Origin of the sequence: Rhodococcus sp. YH3-3 (genome assembly GCF_001653035.1) — a bacterium.
GTDB lineage: Bacteria > Actinomycetota > Actinomycetes > Mycobacteriales > Mycobacteriaceae > Rhodococcus_F > Rhodococcus_F qingshengii.
On sequence record NZ_BCWH01000001.1, the window covers coordinates 2,494,788 to 2,516,552 of the forward strand.

At 61.5% G+C, this 21,765-nt stretch carries 22 protein-coding genes, 1 pseudogene and 1 riboswitch; of the genes and pseudogenes, 13 read left to right on the forward strand and 10 right to left on the reverse strand.

All coding sequences use genetic code 11. From position 1 onward, the window contains the following. The 6 genes and pseudogenes from YH3_RS11620 to YH3_RS11645 form a co-directional block, all read left to right on the forward strand. A pseudogene (locus YH3_RS11620) lies at positions 1 to 913 on the forward strand (DNA polymerase Y family protein); the annotation flags it as partial. Between the two features lie 165 nt (positions 914 to 1,078). Beyond that, positions 1,079 to 1,924: an alpha/beta hydrolase gene (locus YH3_RS11625; protein WP_064443374.1), complete on the forward strand. Its 846-nt coding sequence runs from the start codon at positions 1,079 to 1,081 to the stop codon at positions 1,922 to 1,924. Next, a complete protein-coding gene (locus YH3_RS11630) occupies positions 1,911 to 2,666 on the forward strand; it encodes an alpha/beta fold hydrolase (RefSeq protein ID WP_030535116.1) in 756 nt (251 codons plus the stop codon). Before YH3_RS11625 ends, YH3_RS11630 begins: the two co-directional genes overlap by 14 nt. A 67-nt stretch (positions 2,667 to 2,733) precedes the next feature. Further along, complete coding sequence (locus tag YH3_RS11635) at positions 2,734 to 3,072, forward strand: DUF6292 family protein (RefSeq protein ID WP_064443375.1); 339 nt, start codon at positions 2,734 to 2,736, stop codon at positions 3,070 to 3,072. Between the two features lie 45 nt (positions 3,073 to 3,117). Next, entirely contained in the window at positions 3,118 to 4,755 is a 1,638-nt protein-coding gene (locus tag YH3_RS11640) for a sulfatase-like hydrolase/transferase (protein WP_064443376.1), read from the forward strand. A gap of 87 nt (positions 4,756 to 4,842) precedes the next feature. Continuing rightward, the gene (locus YH3_RS11645; protein WP_003940790.1) at positions 4,843 to 5,799 is read left to right on the forward strand and encodes a R2-like ligand-binding oxidase; all 957 of its coding nucleotides are present in this window, start codon (positions 4,843 to 4,845) and stop codon (positions 5,797 to 5,799) included. A gap of 9 nt (positions 5,800 to 5,808) precedes the next feature. Here YH3_RS11645 and YH3_RS11650 read toward each other — a convergent pair whose 3' ends face one another. Continuing rightward, complete coding sequence (locus YH3_RS11650; RefSeq protein WP_007727481.1) at positions 5,809 to 6,447, reverse strand: HD domain-containing protein; 639 nt, start codon at positions 6,445 to 6,447, stop codon at positions 5,809 to 5,811. Between the two features lie 125 nt (positions 6,448 to 6,572). Here YH3_RS11650 and YH3_RS11655 point away from each other — a divergent pair, with 125 nt between their 5' ends. Beyond that, a complete protein-coding gene (locus YH3_RS11655; RefSeq protein WP_007727480.1) occupies positions 6,573 to 7,529 on the forward strand; it encodes a GlxA family transcriptional regulator in 957 nt (318 codons plus the stop codon). Here the strand turns inward: YH3_RS11655 and YH3_RS11660 are convergent. After that, positions 7,514 to 8,359 carry an alpha/beta hydrolase gene (locus YH3_RS11660; protein WP_042923446.1) on the reverse strand — a complete coding sequence of 282 codons (846 nt, stop codon included), beginning with the start codon at positions 8,357 to 8,359 and terminating at the stop codon, positions 7,514 to 7,516. The two genes, YH3_RS11655 and YH3_RS11660, sit on opposite strands and share 16 nt — an antisense overlap. A 128-nt stretch (positions 8,360 to 8,487) precedes the next feature. Between YH3_RS11660 and YH3_RS11665 the strand changes: the two genes are divergently transcribed. From YH3_RS11665 to YH3_RS11675, 3 genes are read left to right on the forward strand one after another with little or no spacing between them, the layout of a single operon-like run. Beyond that, positions 8,488 to 8,991, forward strand: coding sequence for a hypothetical protein (locus YH3_RS11665; protein ID WP_064443377.1), 504 nt, complete (start codon positions 8,488 to 8,490; stop codon positions 8,989 to 8,991). A gap of 9 nt (positions 8,992 to 9,000) precedes the next feature. Next, positions 9,001 to 9,573 carry a YdeI family protein gene (locus YH3_RS11670; RefSeq protein WP_007727476.1) on the forward strand — a complete coding sequence of 191 codons (573 nt, stop codon included), beginning with the start codon at positions 9,001 to 9,003 and terminating at the stop codon, positions 9,571 to 9,573. 58 nt (positions 9,574 to 9,631) lie between these two features. Continuing rightward, complete coding sequence (locus YH3_RS11675; protein WP_064443378.1) at positions 9,632 to 10,522, forward strand: sucrase ferredoxin; 891 nt, start codon at positions 9,632 to 9,634, stop codon at positions 10,520 to 10,522. 54 nt (positions 10,523 to 10,576) lie between these two features. On the opposite strand, the gene YH3_RS11680 is transcribed toward YH3_RS11675, so the two are convergent. Beyond that, complete coding sequence (locus YH3_RS11680; protein WP_003940911.1) at positions 10,577 to 11,560, reverse strand: hypothetical protein; 984 nt, start codon at positions 11,558 to 11,560, stop codon at positions 10,577 to 10,579. Positions 11,561 to 11,636: 76 nt separating this feature from the next. Here YH3_RS11680 and YH3_RS11685 point away from each other — a divergent pair, with 76 nt between their 5' ends. Next, entirely contained in the window at positions 11,637 to 12,218 is a 582-nt protein-coding gene (locus YH3_RS11685; RefSeq protein ID WP_042449701.1) for a GNAT family N-acetyltransferase, read from the forward strand. 13 nt (positions 12,219 to 12,231) lie between these two features. Here YH3_RS11685 and YH3_RS11690 read toward each other — a convergent pair whose 3' ends face one another. Beyond that, the gene (locus tag YH3_RS11690; RefSeq protein WP_064443379.1) at positions 12,232 to 12,846 is read right to left on the reverse strand and encodes an NAD(P)H-dependent oxidoreductase; all 615 of its coding nucleotides are present in this window, start codon (positions 12,844 to 12,846) and stop codon (positions 12,232 to 12,234) included. Positions 12,847 to 12,922: 76 nt separating this feature from the next. On the opposite strand from YH3_RS11690, the gene YH3_RS11695 reads away from it, so the two are divergent. Continuing rightward, positions 12,923 to 13,498: a TetR/AcrR family transcriptional regulator gene (locus YH3_RS11695; RefSeq protein ID WP_042449699.1), complete on the forward strand. Its 576-nt coding sequence runs from the start codon at positions 12,923 to 12,925 to the stop codon at positions 13,496 to 13,498. A 2-nt stretch (positions 13,499 to 13,500) separates the two neighbouring features. Here the strand turns inward: YH3_RS11695 and YH3_RS11700 are convergent, their stop codons facing one another. Beyond that, positions 13,501 to 14,424 carry a LysR family transcriptional regulator gene (locus YH3_RS11700; RefSeq protein WP_058226416.1) on the reverse strand — a complete coding sequence of 308 codons (924 nt, stop codon included), beginning with the start codon at positions 14,422 to 14,424 and terminating at the stop codon, positions 13,501 to 13,503. Positions 14,425 to 14,505: 81 nt separating this feature from the next. On the opposite strand from YH3_RS11700, the gene YH3_RS11705 reads away from it, so the two are divergent. Beyond that, positions 14,506 to 15,495: a threonine/serine dehydratase gene (locus YH3_RS11705; RefSeq protein WP_064443512.1), complete on the forward strand. Its 990-nt coding sequence runs from the start codon at positions 14,506 to 14,508 to the stop codon at positions 15,493 to 15,495. Positions 15,496 to 15,878: 383 nt separating this feature from the next. Here the strand turns inward: YH3_RS11705 and YH3_RS11715 are convergent, their stop codons facing one another. From YH3_RS11715 to YH3_RS11730, 5 genes are all read right to left on the reverse strand, one after another. Next, on the reverse strand, positions 15,879 to 16,319 hold the full coding sequence (locus YH3_RS11715; RefSeq protein WP_225320329.1) for a hypothetical protein: 441 nt from the start codon (positions 16,317 to 16,319) through the stop codon (positions 15,879 to 15,881). Positions 16,320 to 16,371: 52 nt separating this feature from the next. Beyond that, positions 16,372 to 18,366, reverse strand: coding sequence for an SDR family oxidoreductase (locus YH3_RS11720; RefSeq protein WP_064443380.1), 1,995 nt, complete (start codon positions 18,364 to 18,366; stop codon positions 16,372 to 16,374). A gap of 50 nt (positions 18,367 to 18,416) precedes the next feature. After that, on the reverse strand, positions 18,417 to 18,539 hold the full coding sequence (locus tag YH3_RS37140) for a hypothetical protein (protein WP_003940840.1): 123 nt from the start codon (positions 18,537 to 18,539) through the stop codon (positions 18,417 to 18,419). Between the two features lie 284 nt (positions 18,540 to 18,823). Beyond that, positions 18,824 to 19,291 carry a hypothetical protein gene (locus YH3_RS11725; protein ID WP_231915037.1) on the reverse strand — a complete coding sequence of 156 codons (468 nt, stop codon included), beginning with the start codon at positions 19,289 to 19,291 and terminating at the stop codon, positions 18,824 to 18,826. A 67-nt stretch (positions 19,292 to 19,358) separates the two neighbouring features. Then, positions 19,359 to 21,479: an MMPL family transporter gene (locus YH3_RS11730; RefSeq protein ID WP_064443381.1), complete on the reverse strand. Its 2,121-nt coding sequence runs from the start codon at positions 21,477 to 21,479 to the stop codon at positions 19,359 to 19,361. 71 nt (positions 21,480 to 21,550) lie between these two features. Beyond that, positions 21,551 to 21,697: riboswitch (cobalamin riboswitch) on the forward strand. Positions 21,698 to 21,765: the final 68 nt, after the last annotated feature.

Consider the following 21,765-nt stretch of genomic DNA (forward strand, 5'->3'; position numbering starts at 1 on the left):
CGATGCGGTGCTCGCGCATCGTGCGGCGCGCGGTGAACCCGAGCGGCCACCGTCGGCGCGGACGCTTCCGCCGGATCTGGAAGTGGAGCAGCATTACGATCCGTCGATCGAGCGGGTGGATGCCGCAGCGTTTGCCGGGCGCGCCTTGGCGAGTCTCCTGCACGACAAATTGTCGGCTGCCGCAGTGGCGTGCACCCGCCTGTCGATTTCGGCCAGCACGGGCAACGGTGAAAATCTTTCTCGGACTTGGCGTTGCGCCGAACCTCTGACACCGGAGGGAACGGCCGATCGAGTGCGATGGCAACTGGACGGCTGGCTCACCGGGCGCAGTGAGACCCGGCCGACCGCAGGCATAGCGGTGTTGCGTCTGGAACCGGTGGAGGTGGTCAGTGCCGGCGCTTTGCAGTTGGGGCTTTGGGGCGGTGTCGGCGACGAGGAGGAGCGGGCCAGGCGAGCATTGGTGCGCGTGCAAGGTCTTCTGGGCGGCGAATCGGTTCAGGTCGGTGTCCTGAGCGGTGGTCGAGGGCCCTCGGAGCGAATTACCCTGTTGCCCTTGGGTGACGAGCGGGTAGCTGCTCATGATCCGACAGCCCCGTGGCCTGGTCGTCTGCCGCAGCCGTCTCCGGGGTCGATCTTCGTCGACAATCCCAAGGTATGGCTGGAGGATGTGGCCGGCAACGCCGTGTACGTCACTGAGCGCGGTGTCTTCAGCTCGCAGCCGGGAAGGCTGAAGTGGGGGAGCAAGGAATGGGCAGTGCAGGGATGGGCCGGGCCCTGGCCGGTGGACGAGCGATGGTGGGACGCAGCCTCGGCGCGCACGGCCGCGCGGGCTCAGGTGCTGTTGGAAGAATCGCGGGCGTTGCTGATGATCTGTGAAGGCGGTGGATGGTCGGTGGAGGGCGTGTACGAATGAGCTCGTAGGTACAGCCAGCTGTACCGGACATGGTCGAGTCGACTGTACGAACAGTAGGGGCGCTGGCGCCATCGCACCGACGCCATCGGGCGCCTAGCGTTGATGACATTCAAAAACTCACTGTTGCAATGATTCTCGTCGTTGCAACTCTTCGCGAGGAGTGTCATGAAAACGGCGGGTCGAGCTGACGTTTCCGGAACCGATCGACTTCACTACGAGCCGATGGAGCTACGCGACGCACAACTTCTGGCGTACGACGAGACCGGCGAAGGCCGGATCGTGGAGGTGTTCGGCGATGTCGCCACCGCCGAGCACATCATGATCTTCGTGCCGGGCAACGACAACGGACTGGGAAACTACTTCGACGAGAACCGTCCGACAGGACCACGCGCGAGCGGATGGACACTGGGAAGGATGCTCCGAACGCTCGGGCCGAACGACCGCGTCGCGGTGATCGTGTGGGTCGGTTATCGGACGCCGTGGGGATTTCTCGAGTCGTTCTCCCGGACACTTGCAGAACTTGGTGCGATAGATCTGGCGCGGTTGACTCGTATCCTGCCGCGATCGGCGCATGTGACGCTCGTCGGACACAGCTACGGGGCCGTGGTGTGCGGACTCGCTCTCCCGTCGGCGCGAGTGGACGATTGCGTGGTGCTGGGTAGTCCGGGGATGGGGACCAGTTCGCGCGAAGACCTGTGCTTTGCCGGAAATCTCTGGGCTGCGCTTGGTCCGTCGGACTGGATCCGCTACTTCCCACGCGTGAAGATCGGCCGCATCGGGCACGGCCCGTCTCCAGTTCGGGCGCAGCACGGAGCCATTGTTTTCGGTACCGGTGCCGTTCGAGGGCATTGCGGCTACTTCGCCGATGCAAGCGAGTCGCTGCGAAACATCGCGAGGATCGGACTCGGTCGCTACGACGAGGTCACGCGACCATGGGAGTTGCAGCCTCGGCTGACCGCGTCAGCAATCCGTGAGGACGGGTCTATCCTGGGAACTCGTGAGTGTCGCTAACGTACGAAGTGCCGGCGGGGTCCAGATCAGCTACCGCGATTCCGGCTCGCATCCCAGTGTGGCCGATCTGCCTCCGGTAGTCCTCGTGCACGGGATGGGCGGCGACAGCGGTACCTGGGACAAGTTCGCGCGGACCTTGCGATCACGCAACCGGCGAGTTGTCTCGGTCGACCTTCGCGGCCACGGCCGGAGCGCTCGTGCGTCGTCGTATCTGTTCGAGGAGTTCGCGGACGACGTCATGGACGTGTGTGATCATCTCGAACTCGAGCAGGTGGATCTGGTCGGCCACTCGCTCGGCGGGCACGCGGCGTCGTTGATCGCGCAGAAACGTCCCACTGCGGTGCGGAAGTTGGTCATCGAGGAAGCGCCGTTACCACTACGTGCGGGTGACCCGGAACAGGTGTTCGCGAGGAAATTGCCGAGTGTCCCAGAACTGTGGCATGCCACAACAAGTTTGGTGCGGCATCCGCGAGCCGCGTTGACGTTCGATCGCTCGATGACGCGGTCCGCGCTCGAGCAGTTCCGCCGGCCGGATCCGCAGTGGTGGGATCGGTTGCCGCTCATCGAGGCTGACATGTTGTTCCTGCGTGGAGGTCTGGGCGGGATGGTGGATCCTGTTCGCCTCGACGCTGTTGCAGCCACCGTCGCACGCTGCGAATTGGTCTCTTTCCGTACCGGCCACAGTGTCCACCGCGACGGTCATCGCCAATTCGAATCCGTTGTGTTGCCGTTCATTTCCTGAAAGCGCAATACTTGATCGGTGATGCCACGAACCCATCCGAAACGTGTGTGGCACCGAATGTACTTCCATGCATACCAACGGCAACGACTGGTCCGCACACGAATACGTCGACGCGGTAGCACGATCCGTTCACGGTGAGACAGTTCGATGGCCGCAGGGTCCGAGCACGGATGCGGTGATCGTTCTCCCCGTTCATGCCCGAAACCATCCGGGGAAGAACGCAGTTCTGCTCTGGAATCACGACTTCGGTTGGTCGTGGGGCGTCGAGGAGGCTGATGTGCGAAGGACGATTTCGATAGTCGACACTCTCGGCATCGGCCGGACACCGGATCCGCTGCGCTGTGCGGATCGGGTAATCGAGCTGATCAGTCAGGCGGTTTGCTCGAGCATGTGTAGCGAAGAGTGATTCGGTCAACTCTGGGGCGACAACGCCTCCGAGAGGACGACGCACGTGAACCCAGAGAACGTTCCAGCCTCGCATTGTCATTCATTGCCGCGCCGGACGTTCCTCGGTGGCGTCGGTGCTCTTGTCCTCGCCGGAGTGGCAGACGTCGCAACCGGCGCGGTGAGCGCGGCGTCGGTACAAGCAGCACCCGCCGATCGGTTTCCGCAGAAACCCAACATCGTTGTCATCGTCACCGATCAGGAACGCCGGCCGATGTACTGGCCCCAAGGCTGGGCTGAACAGAATCTGCCCAACCGCAAGAGGATTGCCGATCACGGGCTGAGTTTCGACCAGGCAGTGTGCAACACCGCGATGTGCTCGCCCAGTCGCAGTACGTTCTTCACCGGCCTCTACCCCGCGCAGCACGGGGTCACCAGAACGCTCACCGAAGGTGGCACTGTCTCACCCACCGAGCCACAGTTGCAGGTCTCCGAACAGAACATGGCAAAGCTGCTGGCGTCGGCCGGCTACAACGTCCAGTACCGGGGGAAATGGCATCTGAGCAAAGGCGTCGAGGGTGGTGATCCGACAAGCGAGGACGTGGCAGGATTCGGCTTCGAGGGGTGGATTCCGCCGGACGCGGGCCAGGACACCAATCCGGATCACTTCGGTGGCGGGTGCGCAGACCATGATCGCCGTGTCGCCGAGGAAGCTGTCGAGTTTCTCTCCGGACCCGCAGTCGCATCCGGACAGCCTTGGGCGCTGATCGTCTCGTTCGTGAACCCGCACGATGTCCTCGCGTACCCCCAGACGTGGAACGCGATGAACGGCACGTGCGACAACTACGGATCGGACGCGCCGGGCGCCTTCGAGCAGGGTATCGACTTGCCGCCCACCTTCGACGAGATCCTGGCGCTCAATCACAAACCGACAGCCCAGGTTCAGTCGGAACTGCTGTTGGCAGCCGGTCTCGGGCCGCTGCTCGGACCCGATCAGGCGCGCAACTACATCAACTTCTACGCCTATATGCACAAAGTGGTCGACGAACACATCGGCAGCGTGCTCGACGCGATCGAAGCCACTCCACAGATGCTCGACGACACGGTGATCGTTCGGATGTCCGATCACGGGGAGATGGGGATGAGCCACGGAGGTTTGCGGCAGAAAGTGTTCAACGCCTACGAGGAAACGCTGCGCGTTCCACTGGTCATCAGCAACCCCTTGCTGTTTCCCGAACCCGTTCGCACCGACGCCCTGGCGTCGTTGATCGACGTAATGCCCACTCTCGCCACGCTCGCCCAAGCGCCTGCGCGTCAATCGTGGAACTTCTTGGGTACCGATCTGACACCGGTCATCGTCGACGCCGCCGCTTATCCGCAAAGTCCCAGCGCGCAGGTTCAGGACACGATTCTGTTCACCTACGACGATCAGAACTGTGCGACGCCCGACGGTCAGAACATCGTCACGCAGCCCAACCACATTCGGTGCATACGCGAGAGCCGCTGGAAGTACACGATGTACTTCGATCCTGCGGGAGTTGCTGCGCCGCAATACGAACTGTACGACTTACAAGCCGACCCCTTGGAACTGAACAATCTCGCCAATCCGCTCAACATCGGTTCGTATCGGCCGGATCTGGCAGCTCAGATGAACGCCAAGCTCTTCGCAGTGATGGAGACCAAGGGTGTTTCCCTGAAGGAATAGATCGAATTTCGTCAAAACTGATTCACGTTTCAGTTCTGCGGGCATGCTGGTGGGGCATCTGTCTTCGGTTCGGGAAGAAGGAATGTCATGACTGTCACCTCGCCGGGGCGAGAAGGTTTCAGTTCTCTTCGGTCGGGAGGGTTGAACTGGGATTCGTTCCCACTCCGATTGTTCACCAAGGGAAACGCCAAATTCTGGAACCCAACCGACCTCGATTTTTCGCAGGATGCCCGTGACTGGCAGGAGCTGACCAGCGAACAACAGCGCAGCGCCACCTTCCTGTGTGCGCAGTTCATCGCCGGTGAAGAAGCCGTCACCGAAGACATTCAACCGTTCATGAAAGCAATGTCGACCGAGGGACGATTCGGCGACGAGATGTACTTGACGCAGTTCTGTTTCGAGGAAGCCAAGCACACCCAGGTGTTTCGGCTGTGGATGGACGAAGTGGGATTGACCAGTGACCTGCATTCCTACGTCGCTGACAATCCGTACTACCGGCAACTGTTCTACGAGGAGCTGCCGTCGTCGCTACGCATTCTCGAGACAGACCCCAGCCCGGTCAACCAGGTGCGTGCCAGCGTCACGTACAACCACGTCATCGAGGGCAGTCTGGCGCTGACGGGTTACTACGCCTGGCAGAAAGTTTGTGCGACGCGCGGAATCCTCCCTGGCATGCAGCAATTGGTGCGAAAGATCGGTGACGACGAACGACGGCACATGGCTTGGGGGACGTTCACCTGCCGAAGGCACGTCGCCGCCGACGATCACAACTGGGACGTCGTCCAGCAGCGGATGGGTGAACTCATGCCCATGGCCCTCGGAATGATCAACTGGGTCAACGATCAATTCGAGGTGCAGCCGTTCGGTTTGGACAATCAGGAGTTCCTCGAGTATGCCGCAGACCGTGCACAGCGCCGACTTTCGGCGATCGAGTCTGCACGCGGGCGCGACGTCGCCGAGATCGACCTCGACTATTCGCCGGAGACCCTCGAGGAAAAGTTCGGGGCAGAAGATGCCGCTGCGATGAGTGAGGCGGCCAAATGACTGCGAATTCTATTGGGGCCAAGCCGAGTTCTGGATGACCTCGACAAAATCGATGTGCCGAAATCCCGGCACGAAATGTTCGAGTACGTCAGCGTTCACCGTCCCGAACGTGCTTTCGGGACGGTGCTTGAAGCCGTCGGTGAAGGCCTTCAAGATCTGATTCTTGAAATCCGGACGGGGGTGGGCCGCGGTGACGGCGTCGATGTCGGCCTGGTCGAGTTCGCTGTATCCGATTCCGAGTACATCGGTCTCCACACCCGCTGTCACCAAGGCGATTTCGGGCTCCAGCCGCGAGGGGACCTCGGGCGTCGTATGTAGAGCGATGCCTTCCCACACTTTGCGGATGTCGGTTTCGTCGACTTCGTAGCCGGTGAGGAATCGCCGCGCTTCGTCCGCGCTGTCCAATTCGAATCGCGCCGTACTGTCCCGGAATTTCTCGGTGAGCCCCAGGTCGTGAAACATGGCGCCGACGTAGAGCAATTCGGGGTCGGCGTGCAGTCCCAAACGCGCGCCTTGCAGCGATCCGAAGAGGAAGACGCGTCGCGAGTGGTGAAACAGTAACTCGGACGCCGTATCTCGGACGAGTTCGGTGGCGTCGGCAGCCATCTTCGAATCGGGGATTTTCACACCGGCAATGATCGTGTTCATCGGTACCTGCTCTGCTCGTCGCTGCTGCGAATTTCTCGGTCTGTCCCAGTGTCGGTCGAGCACGCACGCGGGCGCACCCTGATCTCGGCCATACTGTCCACAGATCAGGACGAAGGGGAGCGATCGTGACCGCAGTGCATCGAGTTGCCGTCCTGGTGTTCGACGGCGTCAAACTGCTCGACGTCGCAGGTCCGAGCGAGGTGTTCGCAGAGGCCAATCGCGGCGGAGCGAACTACGAGTTGGTGATCTGCTCGGTGGGTGGACACGATGTCGACTCGTCGACCGGCATGCGCATTCCGGTCGACTGTGACGTCGCAGATTCCGGTTCCTTCGACACGTTGCTGGTCATGGGTGGCGACGTGTTCCCGTCGATGCCGGTGAGTCCGGAACTGCGTGAGGCAGCGAGCGATCTTGCGAGACGTTCGGGTCGGGTTGCCTCGATCTGTACCGGGACATTCATCCTGGCGGCGAGTGGACTGCTCGATGGACGCCGCGCAACGACGCATTGGCAACACACGGCAACGCTGGCGCGCGCCTATCCGCAGATCACGGTAGTTCCCGACGCCATTTTCATCCAGGACGGCACGGTGTTCTCGTCTGCGGGTGTGACCGCCGGGATCGACCTCGCGCTCGCATTGCTCGAGCGCGATCATGGTGCAGAAATGGCCCGACGTGTCGCACAGCTTCTGGTGGTATTTCTCCAACGTCCAGGTGGGCAGTCACAGTTCTCGCCGTCGTTGAGCGGGCCGCGGCCCCGGGTGCCCGCGCTTCGCGCAGTGGTCGAGGCGGTGGCCGCCGATCCGGCGGGGGAGTACTCGGTCGACGAACTGGCTGCCCTAGCGCACCTGAGCCCACGGCATCTGACGAGGCTCTTTCGGGAAGAACTCGGTACGACGCCGGCCAAATACGTCGAGTTGATCCGTTTCGACTCCGCGAAAGCGCTCCTCGATGCCGGCCACTCGGTGACCGAAGCCGCGCAATTGGCGGGATTCGGCAGTTCGGAATCCCTACGACGAGCATTTTCGACGCATCTCGGAATCTCGCCGCAGGTGTACCGCCGTCGTTTTCAAGCTTTCGGCTGAGACTGACTTTCGTGCTTGCCTTGCGGCGGGCTCATGCCCTGCTTGTCGAGCCAGGCAAGGCTGTAGTCCGCGATCTCACGCCAGCCGTGGTCGATGGTCAGCGAGTGACCTCGATCGCCGAAGACCTTGTATTCGTTGATCGTCGGGGCCTTGGCGTACTTCTTGAACGAGCTGTCCGAACTGGCCTTCGGGACTGTGCGATCCTTGCCGCCGCCGATCATCAGGAGTGGCCCGCGGCGGGCGTTGAAATCTACTGCAGCGGGGCTGTGGGGCGCGAAGTTGGCGAGTGCTGCCTCGAACAACGGCCGACCAGGGGCGGGAATCGCATACTGCTCGAACAATGCGTCGGACTCGTCCTTGGACACGGCACTGGCGAAGGACTTGTGGAACGACTCTCTGTTGTGTGAGTACGCCTTCCGGTAGTTCCCGGGGTTGGACAGGACCGGGAAAACACTGCCCAGTTGAACGAGGGGAAGTTTCAACACCCCTTTGGGCTGAGCCGGGTCGATGGCAATTGCCGCGGTCGCCAACTTCTGGCCCAGCAGTTTCTGCGCGATCAAACCTCCGAACGAATGCCCCACCACGATCGGTGGCTCGTCGAGATCGGCTATCACCTTGGCGTAGTGATCCGTCACGTCCTCGATGCCGTGTCCCGCGATGTCTTCCGGGTGTTCACGCGTCTCACCCACGGTCGACGCGTCCCCTGGCCACCCCGGCGCCATCGTGGGGTATCCCTGCGCGTTGAAAACCTGCGCCCAGGGGTCCCAGGTGGTCGGGTGCATCCAGAGTCCGTGGATGAACAGAACAGTCGGGTTGGACTTGGGCGACATGCGCGCTCCCCGCTATCGGACCGATGATCGATACGGGATGCCCGCTTTTTACAACATCATTCACATTTTCGGCGAGCTCTTCCGTCGGGCCGTTCCGTTCTGTTGTGCGAAGATGGCACGATCGTGGCATGGCACCAACTGGATCTGCGAAGGCGATGGCACTGTGGACCACCGCTTTTGTTGTCTCACAAGCGAATATTGCTCGCCTACTCGGGCCGGTGGCTCCCAAAGTATTGGAAGTGCAGACGGCGTTCTCCGCTCGCCGGTACGTCGAGATCTTGGACTCCATGGACGACGAGGCCACGGCACGATTTCGTAGTCACTACTACCCCGACTTCGTACATCCCGCGATCTACGCGATGGCTTTGCGGTCAGCGGGCACGAGGCTCGGGGAGCGGGTTCCCCTTTCCCCGGCAACTCGGCGCGCCCTTGCCGTAGTGCCCGTACTGTCGGCGGCCGGCGACTACGTCGAGAACGTGGTCGGACTCCATTTCCTCGATCATCGCGACAGGATCACCGACTCGAGGGTTCGCGCCGCTTCGATCGTCAGTATTGCCAAATGGGTGCTCGCACTCGGAACTCTCGGATATTTGTCGCAGGGTTTTGTCAGGGTATGGGTATCGCGAAAATGAGGAGCACTGATGGCAGTCGAACTCGGCACCGAATACTTCGCTGACGGAGCAGAGTTCCGTCGATGGCTGTCCGAGAACCACGAGGTGGTCCCCGGCCTTTGGCTGAAAATGGCCAAGAAGACCTCGTCGCACAGTTCGATCGACTACGACCAAGCGTTGGACGTTGCCCTGTGCTTCGGCTGGATCGACAGCCTCGCACGGCGAATCGACGACGATTTCTTCGTACAGAAGTTTTCGCGACGCACCGCGCGGAGTCCGTGGTCCAAACGCAACGTCGAGATAGTCGCCCGCCTCGACGCTGCGGGACTTCTCGAGCCTTCCGGCATCGCCGAGATCGAGAAGGCCAAGGCCGACGGTCGATGGGATCGCGCGTACGAGGGATCAGCCAAGGCCGAGGTCCCCAAAGACTTTCTCGATGCGCTCGCGGAAAACCCGAAGGCTCGTGAGTTCTACGCGACGCTCAATTCCACCAACCGATTCACCATCGCGTACCGACTGCAGGAGGCAAAGCGTCCGGAGACGCGAGCCAGGCGGATCGAGAAGTTCGTGAACCAGCTTGCGGAGGGCAAGAAGTTCTACTGAGCTGCCGCGTCACTGGGCCACAGGGACTTGCGAATCGACACCCAGCGAGGCTGACACAATGGGCCTCGTGATCGAAGCCGAAACCTGTTCCGCGCTGTCTGCTGTCGATGAACCGCTGGCAGGCAGCGCTGCCGTCGTGCAGGGCTGGGTATGCCTCGAATTCAATGCCGCGTGGGGTCGTGACGTGTTGGACGGTACGGCCTTGGGGGAGGACCTTGCCGCCGAGCTGAGCCGCCGAGCCGATGCAGCGAACGTGCGAATCATGTTCGTTCGGCGACCCGGGCGTACCGATCCGATGACTGATGGACACACCGTCCTGCTTGCGCGCTCCGATCCGAGCGACTCATGGTGTGAAAGGTTGCACATCGATTCGCCGATGGAATTACTCGACGTCGATTTCTTCTTGTTGGATGGGCCGCCACCAGGACTGGGCGAGCAAGTGACCGAGCCAGTCGTATTGGTTTGCGCACACGGCAAGCGCGACCAGTGCTGCGCTGTATTCGGCAGGCCGATCGCCGCAGCGCTGATGTCGTCCTTCGGACCCCAGGTGTGGGAGTGTTCGCATACCGGCGGGCACCGATTCGCGCCGTCGATGATCCTGTTGCCGAGCGGCAATACGTACGGCCGTCTGTCGGCAAGTGAGAGTGTCACGGCCGTGGAGGTGGCTTCCCGAGATCAGGTCCATTTGCCAGGCCTGCGTGGACGGAGTTGTTGGTCTCCTGCGGGGCAGGCTTCGGAAATTGCTGTGCGACAGCAAATAACCTGCGGAATCGACGACTTGGCTGTCATCGAGCAGGCGAGTGACGGGACATGCGTCGTCGCACATGTGGACGGCCGGCAATGGGCCGTGGAGACTGCAGTCTCCGAACTCGCGCCGCGTCCACCGAGTTGCGGCGCGGCGCCCAAGCCGGTCAGGCCGGTTGTCGTCACGTCGATTCGAGACCTGTGATTTCATCGTCGGTTTTCTACGATCAGTCTCGATGAACTCGGGTGTGGGTCATCGCTACTGCAACAGGAGCGCAATGACTGCGGGCGGTAATTGACGTTGTCCGAGGAGGTTTACGCGTTGGCATCCGTCGAGTTCGACTGCCATCCGCGTGCCGCCCGATCCGTCGGGACGAAGTACGTCGATCGAAGCGATGTGATGGGCGACGAGATCGCATGGGCCTGCAGGTGGCGCGGTGGATGCAACCTCCATCAGATCAGTACTCTGCTGGCGTGACAAGCGGATTCGGGACTCGGGCAGCGGCGGTTCGGTGGAATAGCGGCACACCAGTAGTCTGCCGACGTCGGAAATCGGTGTAGCCAAAGCTGTTTCCGTCAGTGGGCGCGCGTGAGTGTCTTCGTGTTCTGCCATGCGACTCATGTCAGCTTCAGTGGTCGTCGCGAACGGTTGTCCGATCGACTCCGCGCAGGTTCCGGCGTCATCGGAGGAGATGCCGTCGACCGGATGCTGCGCGCGGCTGATCTCATGTAGTTGGCTCAGGGCTGCGTGTGGTTTCTCTTGCAGTCCGCAGGGCGCGGTCGGCCAGGTAGGGCGTATGGCTGCTCCTGCTTCGTCTACCAGCCACAAACCGGCTGGCGGGACGAGACGGTACGCGCAGTCGGCCCGGACGTTGGCAGGAAATCGACGAGACTGTTCGCGGAATGCATCGTCCACCGCGTGGATGTCCCCCTCGAGGCGTATGGAGTCGATGGTCAACCCACCGTCGGACGTTTCTCCGCGTTCGCATCGAACAACGGCAACGGGGCTGAAATCAGGAGGCGGGTAACCACTTCCCTCGGGGCGAAGTGCGATGCTGCTGTCGCGTGCCTCGGGGGCTACGAGCGCGGCGGTGATATCAGGGGCGAGGCAGTCTGCCCGATCGACCGCCGTCGCGACCGGTGGAGTGAAAGATTCATAGTCTCGAACGCCGGTCCAAACCAACGCAACGGCGACGACACTGACGACGACGATAAAGACCCCAGCTGTGAATCGTCCACTCATACATCGACACTATGTGCTTTTGCGATGGATTGAGGCGAAGTCTCGACCATTGCGGGTGCGACGTAGCATCGCTGCTATGACAGTCGATTTGGTTGCGCCTGACGAGGCCTTGTGGGTGTCCTGGTTGGAGTCGCGTGACGAGTGGGGCGGACCGCAGGCGGATCAGCCCGGCTCGGCCTTGGGAGTTGCGCAACGTCTGGATCTCGACCTTGCCTCCCGCGATGGGTTCGGGCACTGGGTGCAGGAGTTGTTGGCGCAGCCCGAGGCGTTGCCGGGGCCCGACATTGTCCCGGCAACCAACTGGTGGATCGTTCGAGACGGCAGGTATCTCGGTGCTATCCAGTTGCGGCACAGCTTGAATGAGTTCTTGGCCGATGTCGGTGGTCATATCGGCTACGGGGTCAGGCCGTCGGAACGCCGGAAAGGGATAGCGTCGGCTGCTCTGCGGGAAGTGCTCACGTATGCCGGCGACCCGGTGGGGCTCAGTCGCGTCCTGATTACCTGCGACGAAACGAACGCGGGTTCGCGTAATGTTATCGAAGGGTGTGGGGGACTTCTCGATAGCGTGCGCCCAGCTGATCAGTTGTCGCGCAACCTCGGCCATGCGGGAGACACGCTTCGCTACTGGGCGGCCACGGGCCGGTCAAGCGTCAGTTGACCGTTTTTGACCGTCAACGGGAAGTCGCGGTCGCAGGGTAGGCGACACGGGACGCGATGCTTTCGCTGAGGTCGTGGATTTCTGCGGCGAGGACGTCTCGGCTCTTCGTGTCCGACTCGTGAACGAAGGTTGTCGATCCCAGTGTGGCACCGCAATATTCGATGATTCCGCGTTCGATCTGTGTCCGGAAGGCCTCGTACACGCCGTGTCGGTCGAAACTCTCGGCGTCGTCACCTGCGACTGGAATCAGGTGGACGGTGAGTCGGTCCAGTTTCTTCACGAATTCGCTTCCCGGGGTGAATTCGTACGCCCATCCGCTGACGAAGACTCGATCGATCCAACCTTTGAGTAGTGCGGGCATCGACCACCAGTACATCGGAAACACGAGAATCAGATCGTCTGCACGATCGATTCGGTCCTGCTCGGCTACAACGTCGGCCGGGGGAGTCCCTTTGCCGCGGAACAGGTTCACATCGGCTTCGGCAAATCGGGGATCGAAATTCTCGCTGTGTAGGTCCGCGAAGTCGACGTCGCCGCCCAGGTCGCGGATCGCGTCGGCAGTAGAACGGGCGACATGCTGGGTAAGTGACTGGGGATCGGGGTGGGAGACTACGACGAGTGTGGTCATGAGCGTCCTTCGGTAGATGGTGCGCTTATGTACTAAGAGTAGGTTACTATTGGTATATAGCGCAAGGAGGTGTCCGATGGCACGTACGAGACTGTCGCGAGCCGGCAGGTACGAACAACTCGTGGAGGTGTCGTGGGCATTGGTGCGAGAGGAGGGTGCGGACGCGCTGACCCTTGGTCGGTTGGCTGAACGTGCCGGCGTTGCAAAGCCAGTTGTATACAGCCATTTCGCCTCTCGCGCCGCGTTGTTGGCAGCGCTCTTCAAGGAATTCGACGATCGTCAGACGGTGATGCTCGAGGAGTATCTCGATGCCGCGGATGAGTCTCTGAACGGACGCGCGAATGCCATCGCCGACTCCTACGTCGGATGTTCGCTGGCGCAGGGGCGTGAACTGACGGGTGTGCTTGCAGCGCTGGAGGGTTCGCCCGAGCTGGAGCGGGTCAAGCGTGAATCGGAACACGCCTATTCCGAACGATGTCGGGAGGTGCTGACTCCCTTTGGTGCGGGCGGAGGACTTGCGCAACCTTCGATGACCGCAATATTCGGTGCTGCAGAGGCACTCTCGCATGCGGCGGTAGCGGGAGCGCTCTCGCCCGACGATGCTCGAAGCGAACTTGCCGCACTGATAGTCGCGGTGGTCGGCCGGACCTGAGGTCACCGGTTATCTTGGTGCCCATCCAATTCGACGCGCTCACGCATGGATTCGGATATCGCTGTCAGAGTTCTGACGAACGCGTCGATCGCGGGAGCAAGTGGAGGTTTGCCGTAGGTTGCGACGGAGACAGTGCGTCGCTCGCCGGGAATGCGGTGTGCGCGGATACTCGGGTTCTGATGTGCCTGGAGGGCGAGGGCCGGAAGGGTGCTTACCCCGCTTCCGGAGGCGACCAGGGCTTGGACGGCGACGTAGTCGTCGGTCTCGAACTCGATCCGCGGAATGAATCCAGCTCGATTGCAAGCGGTGAGGAGGTGGGCTCGGCAGCTCGGGCAACCGGCAATCCAGGTCTCACCGGCGTAGTCCGTGATCTCGTTGGCGGCATCTGCATTCCGCGCAGAGGTGATCAGGTACAACGGATCTTCCAGTAAAGCCGTCTGCGCGACATGCTTGAGCCCGACTTCAGGGGTGTCCTCGTGCGCGAAGACAACAGCTACGTCGACATCGTTGTTACGAAGCAGTGCAAGTGCTTTGGGTGGTTCTGCATCAACGAGGCTGATGGACACATCGGGGTACTGGGACGTGAACGCTGCCATCGCCTGCGGAATCAAACTCGCCAGGGCTGACGGGAATGCGGCCAGTCGTACCCGCCCGGCCCTCAGTCCTGCGTACGTCTGGACTTCGGCTGCCGCTGCGTCGACGTGGCCGAGGATCTCGGTGGCTCGCCGAACCAGCACTGCGCCGGCGTCCGTCAGGCGCAGTCCACGACCCGCTCGCTGGAACAGTGGAACCCCGACTTCCGATTCGAGCTGTCGAAGGTGGTGACTGATGGAGGGCTGCGCGTAACCGAGAGAATCGGCGGCGGCTGTCACCGACCCTTCCTGTGCAACAGCGACCAGGACCCTCAGCCGAATTAGATCGAGCATGCCAAAATCATAGAAGATTTCGATGCTTTGGACGAAAACACGTATTGGATCTATGAATCGGTGTTTGGCAGGGTGAATCACATGGCACCGGCATCTGATCTCACGGCATCAAACCAGCTACATCCACCCGTATGGGCAGACATCGAGCGTGCCAGTCAGGTCGTCCGACGGCATCTACCGGTCACGGCCCTGATATCGCACCCGACCTTGGGTGCGGGCTCGTGCAGCCAATTGTTCGTCAAACACGAGAACGTGCACCCCACGGGTGCGTTCAAGGTTCGCGGCGGACTGAACCTGGTGGCAGGACTGGATGAGGCGACGCGGGCGCGGGGGATTGTCGGCTACTCGACCGGAAACCATGCTCAGTCCTTGGCGTATGCCGCAGCGGGTGCGGGCGTGCGGTGTGTGATCGTCATGCCGGTTGGGGCGAATCCAGTCAAGGCTCACGCTGTCCGCATGCTCGGAGCCGAGCTCATCGAGCACGGTGTGAACTTCGACGAAGCACGTGCTCACGCCGATTTCATCAGCGAACGTGACGGCCTGCGTCTCGTGAGCGCCGCCAATGAGCCGGCAATCCTCGCCGGTGTTGCAACGGCCTACGTCGAACTCCTCGAACAACAACCTGATCTGGACGCGGTGGTGGTCCCAGTCGGTGGCGGCAGCGGTGCGGCGGCGGCGTGTCTCGTCGCCAGTGCGCTTGCACCGCACCTCGAGGTGTTCGCAGTGCAGTCTGAGGCCGCACGAGCCGCACATGACTCGTGGAGTTCCGGCACGTGCGTCGAGCGCCCGAACACCACCCGTGTCGAAGGGCTTGCGACCGGTGCCGGGTTCGCACTGACACAACGTGTTTTGCGTGAACGGCTAGGAGGCTTCCTGCTCGTCACGGATGACGACATCACCCTCGCGCAGCGGGCGTTGCTCTACGACGCTCACACTTTGAGCGAAGGTGCTGGTGCGGCCGCACTTGCTGCGGTCTATTCGCATCCGAACACCTTCGCTGGCAAGCGCGTTGCTGTTGTCTGCACGGGCGCCAATGCCTCCGAGAGTGAGATCCGCAGGGTCGTCGGCTAATTCATCTCGCATTCGTAACAATGTGCAGTGTCAGCGAACTGACGGAAAGCCGAAGTACGGTGTTCCAATGACTTCACCCCGAGACAAGTCACCTATCACTCGCAATGTTCCCGCACTCATGCTGGTAGTCGGGGTCATTGGATTGATCGCAAGTTTCGGAGTGACCTCACGTTGGGGGTTCCCAGCGTCCGCATCGGAGCTTTGTAGATCAAGTTCGTATGGAAGCGGATTGCTCGAAGAAGCAGGATGGGCTTGGATCCCGTTTCCCGTAGCCTCTTGCAAGGCAGTGGATTTCGATTCTTCCGCAGTTTACTTCGCCCTCGGATGGGAAAACTCGATCACTGCCGCAGTATCGATCGCATTCATCGCCATGGCTCTGAAACTCACTTGGGGTGCAGGAGTTCAGTGATGCTCATATGCCCGGCCTTGGGTTCGTTCGGAAGGCTGACCGGCACAAGCCCCATGCTTTCCCGACGCTCGTTGACCGAAAAGACGTACTGGGCAAATTCAGGCTTGACGTGCACGTCCGGAAACTGTGCCCGAAGTTTGCCCACGATCTGATAGCCCTCGTCGTACCAGTCGAAAACGTTGATCCCTGGATTCCACCGCGGTCGTATCGCGAAGCCGTCGATCTCGGTCACAAAGAACTTTTGGAAGCGATCAGTCCACGCCAGTATCTTCTCTCCGAGTTCGTCGTCGATCCCCATTTGGCTCGGGAGAACGTATGCCTGCGGGAACCGTTGCGGCGGGATGACAATCAATTCCTTCGACGGCCACAGCGAACTGGGATGACCATGGTCTGGATAGATTCTGATGACTAGCATTGCAGACTCGTTCCGCTGGCCGAAACGCTCCGAGGCGAAGTCACACCACCGGTCACCAGTGCGTACCGGGCACGAGTCGGGCGGCACGACGGCCGAGTTTGCGGATGCGCGAGCGCGAGTGGTGCTGTCGCGTCGGTGTTGCCGGAGCGTCTGCCGGAGTTTCCTTGTCTACCTGACCCTTTGCCGCCGGAGAGTCGGGGAATGCCTGGTACATCTGGTTGAGAATTCGGTCCTTGGTGTGCGGTGCGAACAGGGTTCCCAGATCACCCAGGGTTCCCAGTGGTACGTCGATGCGTTTGGGGCGGTCGATCAGCGCGCGGATCACCATTGCCGCAGCCTTTTCCGGGCTGGTGATCGGGCCGTTGTTGTATTCGCCGGTCGGAGCGATCATCGGTGTTTCGACCAGCGGCATGTGGATGGTCGTGAAAGCGATTCCGTCCGCCAGGGTTTCAGAGGCGGCTACGTCCGAGAAACCGTCGAGGGCGGCCTTGCTCGCCACGTAGGCCGAGAATCTAGGCGTTGCCGCCTGGACTCCCGCGCTGCTGATGTTCACGATGTGGCCGAAGCGGCGAGAACGCATGGTCGGTAACAAGGCGAGCACCAATCGCACAGCGCCGAAGTAGTTCACGGCCATCGTTCGTTCGTAGTCGTGGAAACGATCAGTGGAGTGGTAAATGCCGCGCCGGATGGATCGGCCGGCGTTGTTTACCAACATGTCTACGTGATCGTGTTCTGTCAGAATGCTTTTGATCGTGTGCTGGACCGACTCGTCGTCGGTGATGTCGCAGGGGTAACCGAACGCCTTGCCTCCGGCTGATCGAATCTCCTGTACTGCGGCATCGAGTTCGTCGGTGCGGCGTGCGATCAGGAGAACGGTGGCGCCCTTCTGAGCGGCGGCAATGGCCGATGCCTTGCCGATTCCGGAAGAGCCTCCGGTGATCAGAACGATCCGACCGACGAGTGGTCCTTCGGGACTGTTACGTCGTGCGCGATTGGGATCGAGGTTTGCGCGCCAGTACTTCCACAACACAGTGGAGTACGACCCGAACTCGGGGACCGCCAGTCCTGATCCGGCCAGGGCGGCAACGGTTCTCGCGGAGGTGAATGTCGGCGCCATCGTCATGTTGTCGAGTAATGCTGCAGGCATGCCGATGCGATCGAGGAAGACCTTCCGCGCCGATTCTGCCGAATCCATCGGCAATGGCGAGACAAAGGGTTTGGCGATCACGCCCGGCAGGCTGAGTGCGGGCCGGGGCGCTCCGGCGGCCTTGGCGAGTCCGGCATAGATTTCGCGTACCGGTTGAGGTTTCGGATTCACGAGATGGAATGCTTCGCCGTCGTGGCCGGGCGCGTGCATCAATTCGACGAGGGCGGCGGCTACGTAATCGACGGGCACCACATTGGTTGCGCCGAGGTTGGGGATCGGGACGGGGAGTGCTGCAGGTAGTTTCGCGAGTAGCGCCAGTCCTGGAAACAAGTAGTACGGACCGTCGATCTTGTCCATCTCCCCGGTGACGGAGTTGCCGACCACGGCAGACGGCCGATAAACACGCCAGGTGAGGCCTTCTCGTTCTCGAACGAGCTTCTCGGCCTCGAACTTGGTTCGGTGGTAGGGCGTCGGAAAGCCTTGGCCGCAATCGAAATCGGTCTCGCTGAACGTGCCCGGATAGTCGCCTGCGACTGCGACCGATGACACGTGATGAAGGGTGGCTCCCAGTTTCGCAGCAAGTTCGACCACGGAGCGTGTGCCCTCGACATTCGTCGAAGCCTGCTCGTCTCCGGCGGTGATGTCGTAGATCGCGCCGAGGTGAAGGACGTGGTCGGCAGGTGGGGGAGAATCGATGCCCAGCCCAGGCTCGGTCAGATCTCCAATGAGCGGATGCACGCGATCGCCGCCGGGAATTGCCGACACCTGTTCTTCGAGTTTGGCGACAGAACCGGCTCTGACCAGCACATGGATCTGAGCAGTTTGATCACGCTCGAGCAGGAGTGGCAGTGCAGCTCGTCCGAGAAATCCGGTACCGCCAGTGACGATGTATGTGGCCATAGTCGGTAACTTACTCCAAAGTAAGATCAGCGGCTAGAGGGAAACGAACATCAATGCGTCATGACCCCGTCCTCGGCGTCGAAGTCGATGCCCGCGGAGATGATTCCGGAGAACAAGAACGCGACGGCAAGCGCAAGAGCGGGGATTGCAAGGATCCATTCGAAAATTGTCATGCTCCAAGTCTGACGAAATCAGCTTCGGAGAACATCGCCCTGCGGAGCGATTTAGACGATCGGGCAGTCATCCTCGAGGACGACTGCCCGATCAGGGAAATCCACTAGGTCTGTTGCTGAAGAGTTTCGGGCGCAGTGGGGTGCGCGCTCGTCCTTGCGTCGCGTGACGTGATTTCGGATGAGATGTGGGCGGCCGTTGTTCCGAGGGTGTGAAGGCCATGCGCCGTCCGCCAGTAGACCGGCGCACCATCGTCGAGGCGATGGAGTGGCCAGGCCGGCAAACCCTAGGCCGGTTCAGCGCCCGACAAGTCCTCGACCGCATACGGGGTCGTTCCTTCGAACAGAACACCGATCCCGAAAGGATCGGCCATCTCGAGCCTTGACTCAGCGAACCGCAGCAGCCAGGTTCCGTCAGCCCAGATCACCGCCTCAGGTTCGCCGAACAGTGACTCCGTGGCGTCCAACTCCACGAGTTCGGAGTGGCGGAGGCCGAACTGTGGCCCACGCAGCTGTTGACGCAGGTAATCGGCGGCGACTTCGGCAAACTCACCGAACCGGGCCATCACGGTCGCAGCGAGCTCACACACCGCAGACTCCGGCACGGTGGCCGGCTCGATAACCAGACTCACCGGCCTGGAGTCACCGACCCCCTGGACATCGATGATCGATGTCCAGCACGCCAACGAATCGTCCGAGTCGACACGCGAAAACACTGCTGAGCCGACCACAACACTCTCAGGTAAGTCATCCACGACCCCTAGTCAAACACGGCTCTCCGCAGGATCCCAGGCACTCTTCAGCGACATGATCCAGTCGCGATCAGTGGCCGATGCCGACCTTCGCGTGAACCTTTTTCATCCACACAGGAGCCCACCAGTTCGCTTCGCCCATCAACTTCACGAGCGAGGGCACGAGCAACATGCGGATGATGGTCGCGTCGACGATCAGCGCGACGATCATGCCGACGCCCAGGAACTTCATCACTGACAGCCCTGACATTGCGAAGGCCCCCGTCACCACTATCAGGAGTAAGGCGGCAGCCGTCACGATGCGGCCGGTGCGCTCGGTTCCGAACTTGACCGCTTCCTCTGTCGTCGCTCCCGCGTTCTTGGCCTCGACCATCCGTGACATCAGGAAAACCTCGTAGTCCGTGGACAATCCGAAGACCACCGCCAGGATGAGCACGACAAACGTAGCCTCCAGCGGAGTTTGACTGACCCCGAGGAGTTCGACGCCGTGTCCGTCCTGGAAGACGAAGGTGAGGACACCGAAGGTGGTCGCGAGACTCAGGGCTGCCATCAGCACCGCCTTGATCGGCAGCACCACCGAACCGAACGCGAGGAACAACAGGATCAGGGTGGATCCGACCATGATGAGGATCATCACCGGTAGCCAGTGCAGGACGGCGTTGTTGCCGTCGTCGACCATGGCTTGACCGCCGCCGACAAGCAGCACCGTTCCGTCGGGAGCGGAGATCGCACGCAGATCTGTCACTGCGGCGCTCTGTGATTGGGGTGTAGAGCCCTCGCTGTAGAGAGCCTGAACCGCGACGAGTTGATTGGTGCTCGCGACGACGGTCGCCTGACCGATGCCCTCGACTCGACCGGCGGACTCGGCGATCGCTGCACCTTCGGCCGGGGTGAGAGTGTTCCCGTCCTCGGCCTGAAGGATCATCGTTGCGCCGTTTCCGGTTTGCGGGAAGTCGTTGACCAACGTGTCCATTGCGACGCGAGCGGGGTCGTTGTCCGGTAGTGCGGTGTACGAGAGTTCTCCCAGCCGGGCGCCGAGCAGCGGCGAGGCCATCACGAGCAGCACAGCCACGATCGTCACCGAGACTGCGACCGGACGCTTCATCACCCACGTGACGACGCGGCCCCAGAACTTGCGCGAGCGTTCCTCGCCGCGTTGCGCCGCATCCTTGCGCCACGTCAGGGCGTTGATGCGATGCCCCAGAATGGCAAGCAGCGCAGGCACAGCGGTCAGCGACAGGACGGCCGCGCTCAATACTGCGGCGATCGCGCCGAAGCCCAGAGACCGGATGACGGCCTGGGGGAATACGAGCATGCCGCTGAACGCACAGATCAGCAGTAGACCCGAGAACATGACGGTGCGACCCGCCGTCAGAACTGTCCGCTGAGCAGCCGCTCCCGGGTCCGAGCCCGAATTCAGTTCTTCACGGAACCGACCGACCACGAACAGTCCGTAGTCGATGGCCAGTCCCAACCCGAGAAGAGAAGCGACGTTGATCGAGAACGAGGACACATCGGTGATCAGCGTGAGGATTCGCAGAACCGCCAAAGCACTCAGGACACTGAGTACACCCACGAACACGGGCACGGCAGCAGCGACGATGCCGCCGAAGATGAAGACCAACAGCACCAGAGTGATCGGAATGGCGATGGCTTCGGCGACCACCAGGTCCTTCTCGAGCTTGGTGTTGAATGCGACGCCGACGACGGTGTTACCCGCGAATTGTGCCTCGGCACCTTCGACTTCGAGCTTCGGCAAGAGATCGGCGAAAGTGGCGGGCGTGACGCCCGAGTCCGGTGCCAACGTGATCGCAACGGCCGCCATGGATCCGTCGTTCGAGAGCAGGCTGGCCTTCGCTGCGGCGTCTGTTCCCCAATACGATTTCACCGAAGCGGTCGGCACTTCGGTTTTGAACTGGTCGACGGCGGCTGTCACTGCCGGCCCGATGTCGTCCAGAGTCTTGCCGTCCGTGGGCGAGTAGATCGCGATGATGTCCGGGGTCTGCGGTCCGAGATTGTCTTCGATGATGTCGGAGACCTTCGCGGAGTCGCTGCCCGGATCGATGAAGCCGCCCTGGCTGAGCTTGCCGAACACTCCGAGTCCCCACACCCCACTGATGAGAACTATCAGAACCGCGAGGCTCAGTACCCACCATTTCCGGGCGACGACGGTTTGGGCCCAGCGTGTCATGTATCAACTCCGGTGTGTGGGGGCGTCTGGCCAGATCGACTGTAGTGGGCGTTTGGTCTTGAATCGGAAACGTCATGCATACTGCTCGAAGCACTTGCAAGCCACGCGTGTGGGGGAAGCCGGTCCGAATCCGGCGCTGACCCGCAACGGTAGGTCGATTCTCGGTAGTCACCGAGTGTCGGCAAGCCCGATTACCCGCCGCGCGGTGTGCGACATCCATTCGTCGTGGTCTACGAAAAGGAAGTCCAGCAGGAGCTCTGGCCGAGGATCAGCGTGCGGGCGGAGT

Bases quoted from the DNA above. Each gene is read 5' to 3' on its own strand.
- YH3_RS11675 (WP_064443378.1), top strand. From the start codon at position 9,632: ATGGGCCTCGTGATCGAAGCCGAAACCTGTTCCGCGCTGTCTGCTGTC.
- YH3_RS11680 (WP_003940911.1), bottom strand. From the start codon at position 11,560: ATGAGTGGACGATTCACAGCTGGGGTCTTTATCGTCGTCGTCAGTGTC.
- YH3_RS11700 (WP_058226416.1), bottom strand. From the start codon at position 14,424: ATGCTCGATCTAATTCGGCTGAGGGTCCTGGTCGCTGTTGCACAGGAA.
- YH3_RS11670 (WP_007727476.1), top strand. From the start codon at position 9,001: ATGGCAGTCGAACTCGGCACCGAATACTTCGCTGACGGAGCAGAGTTC.
- YH3_RS11650 (WP_007727481.1), bottom strand. From the start codon at position 6,447: ATGAACACGATCATTGCCGGTGTGAAAATCCCCGATTCGAAGATGGCT.
- YH3_RS11625 (WP_064443374.1), top strand. From the start codon at position 1,079: ATGAAAACGGCGGGTCGAGCTGACGTTTCCGGAACCGATCGACTTCAC.
- YH3_RS37140 (WP_003940840.1), bottom strand. From the start codon at position 18,539: ATGACAATTTTCGAATGGATCCTTGCAATCCCCGCTCTTGCGCTTGCC.
- YH3_RS11690 (WP_064443379.1), bottom strand. From the start codon at position 12,846: ATGACCACACTCGTCGTAGTCTCCCACCCCGATCCCCAGTCACTTACC.
- YH3_RS11685 (WP_042449701.1), top strand. From the start codon at position 11,637: ATGACAGTCGATTTGGTTGCGCCTGACGAGGCCTTGTGGGTGTCCTGG.
- YH3_RS11705 (WP_064443512.1), top strand. From the start codon at position 14,506: ATGGCACCGGCATCTGATCTCACGGCATCAAACCAGCTACATCCACCC.
- YH3_RS11660 (WP_042923446.1), bottom strand. From the start codon at position 8,359: ATGTCGCCCAAGTCCAACCCGACTGTTCTGTTCATCCACGGACTCTGG.
- YH3_RS11645 (WP_003940790.1), top strand. From the start codon at position 4,843: ATGACTGTCACCTCGCCGGGGCGAGAAGGTTTCAGTTCTCTTCGGTCG.
- YH3_RS11665 (WP_064443377.1), top strand. From the start codon at position 8,488: ATGGCACCAACTGGATCTGCGAAGGCGATGGCACTGTGGACCACCGCT.
- YH3_RS11715 (WP_225320329.1), bottom strand. From the start codon at position 16,319: ATGCTAGTCATCAGAATCTATCCAGACCATGGTCATCCCAGTTCGCTG.
- YH3_RS11720 (WP_064443380.1), bottom strand. From the start codon at position 18,366: ATGGCCACATACATCGTCACTGGCGGTACCGGATTTCTCGGACGAGCT.
- YH3_RS11635 (WP_064443375.1), top strand. From the start codon at position 2,734: ATGCATACCAACGGCAACGACTGGTCCGCACACGAATACGTCGACGCG.
- YH3_RS11695 (WP_042449699.1), top strand. From the start codon at position 12,923: ATGGCACGTACGAGACTGTCGCGAGCCGGCAGGTACGAACAACTCGTG.
- YH3_RS11730 (WP_064443381.1), bottom strand. From the start codon at position 21,479: ATGACACGCTGGGCCCAAACCGTCGTCGCCCGGAAATGGTGGGTACTG.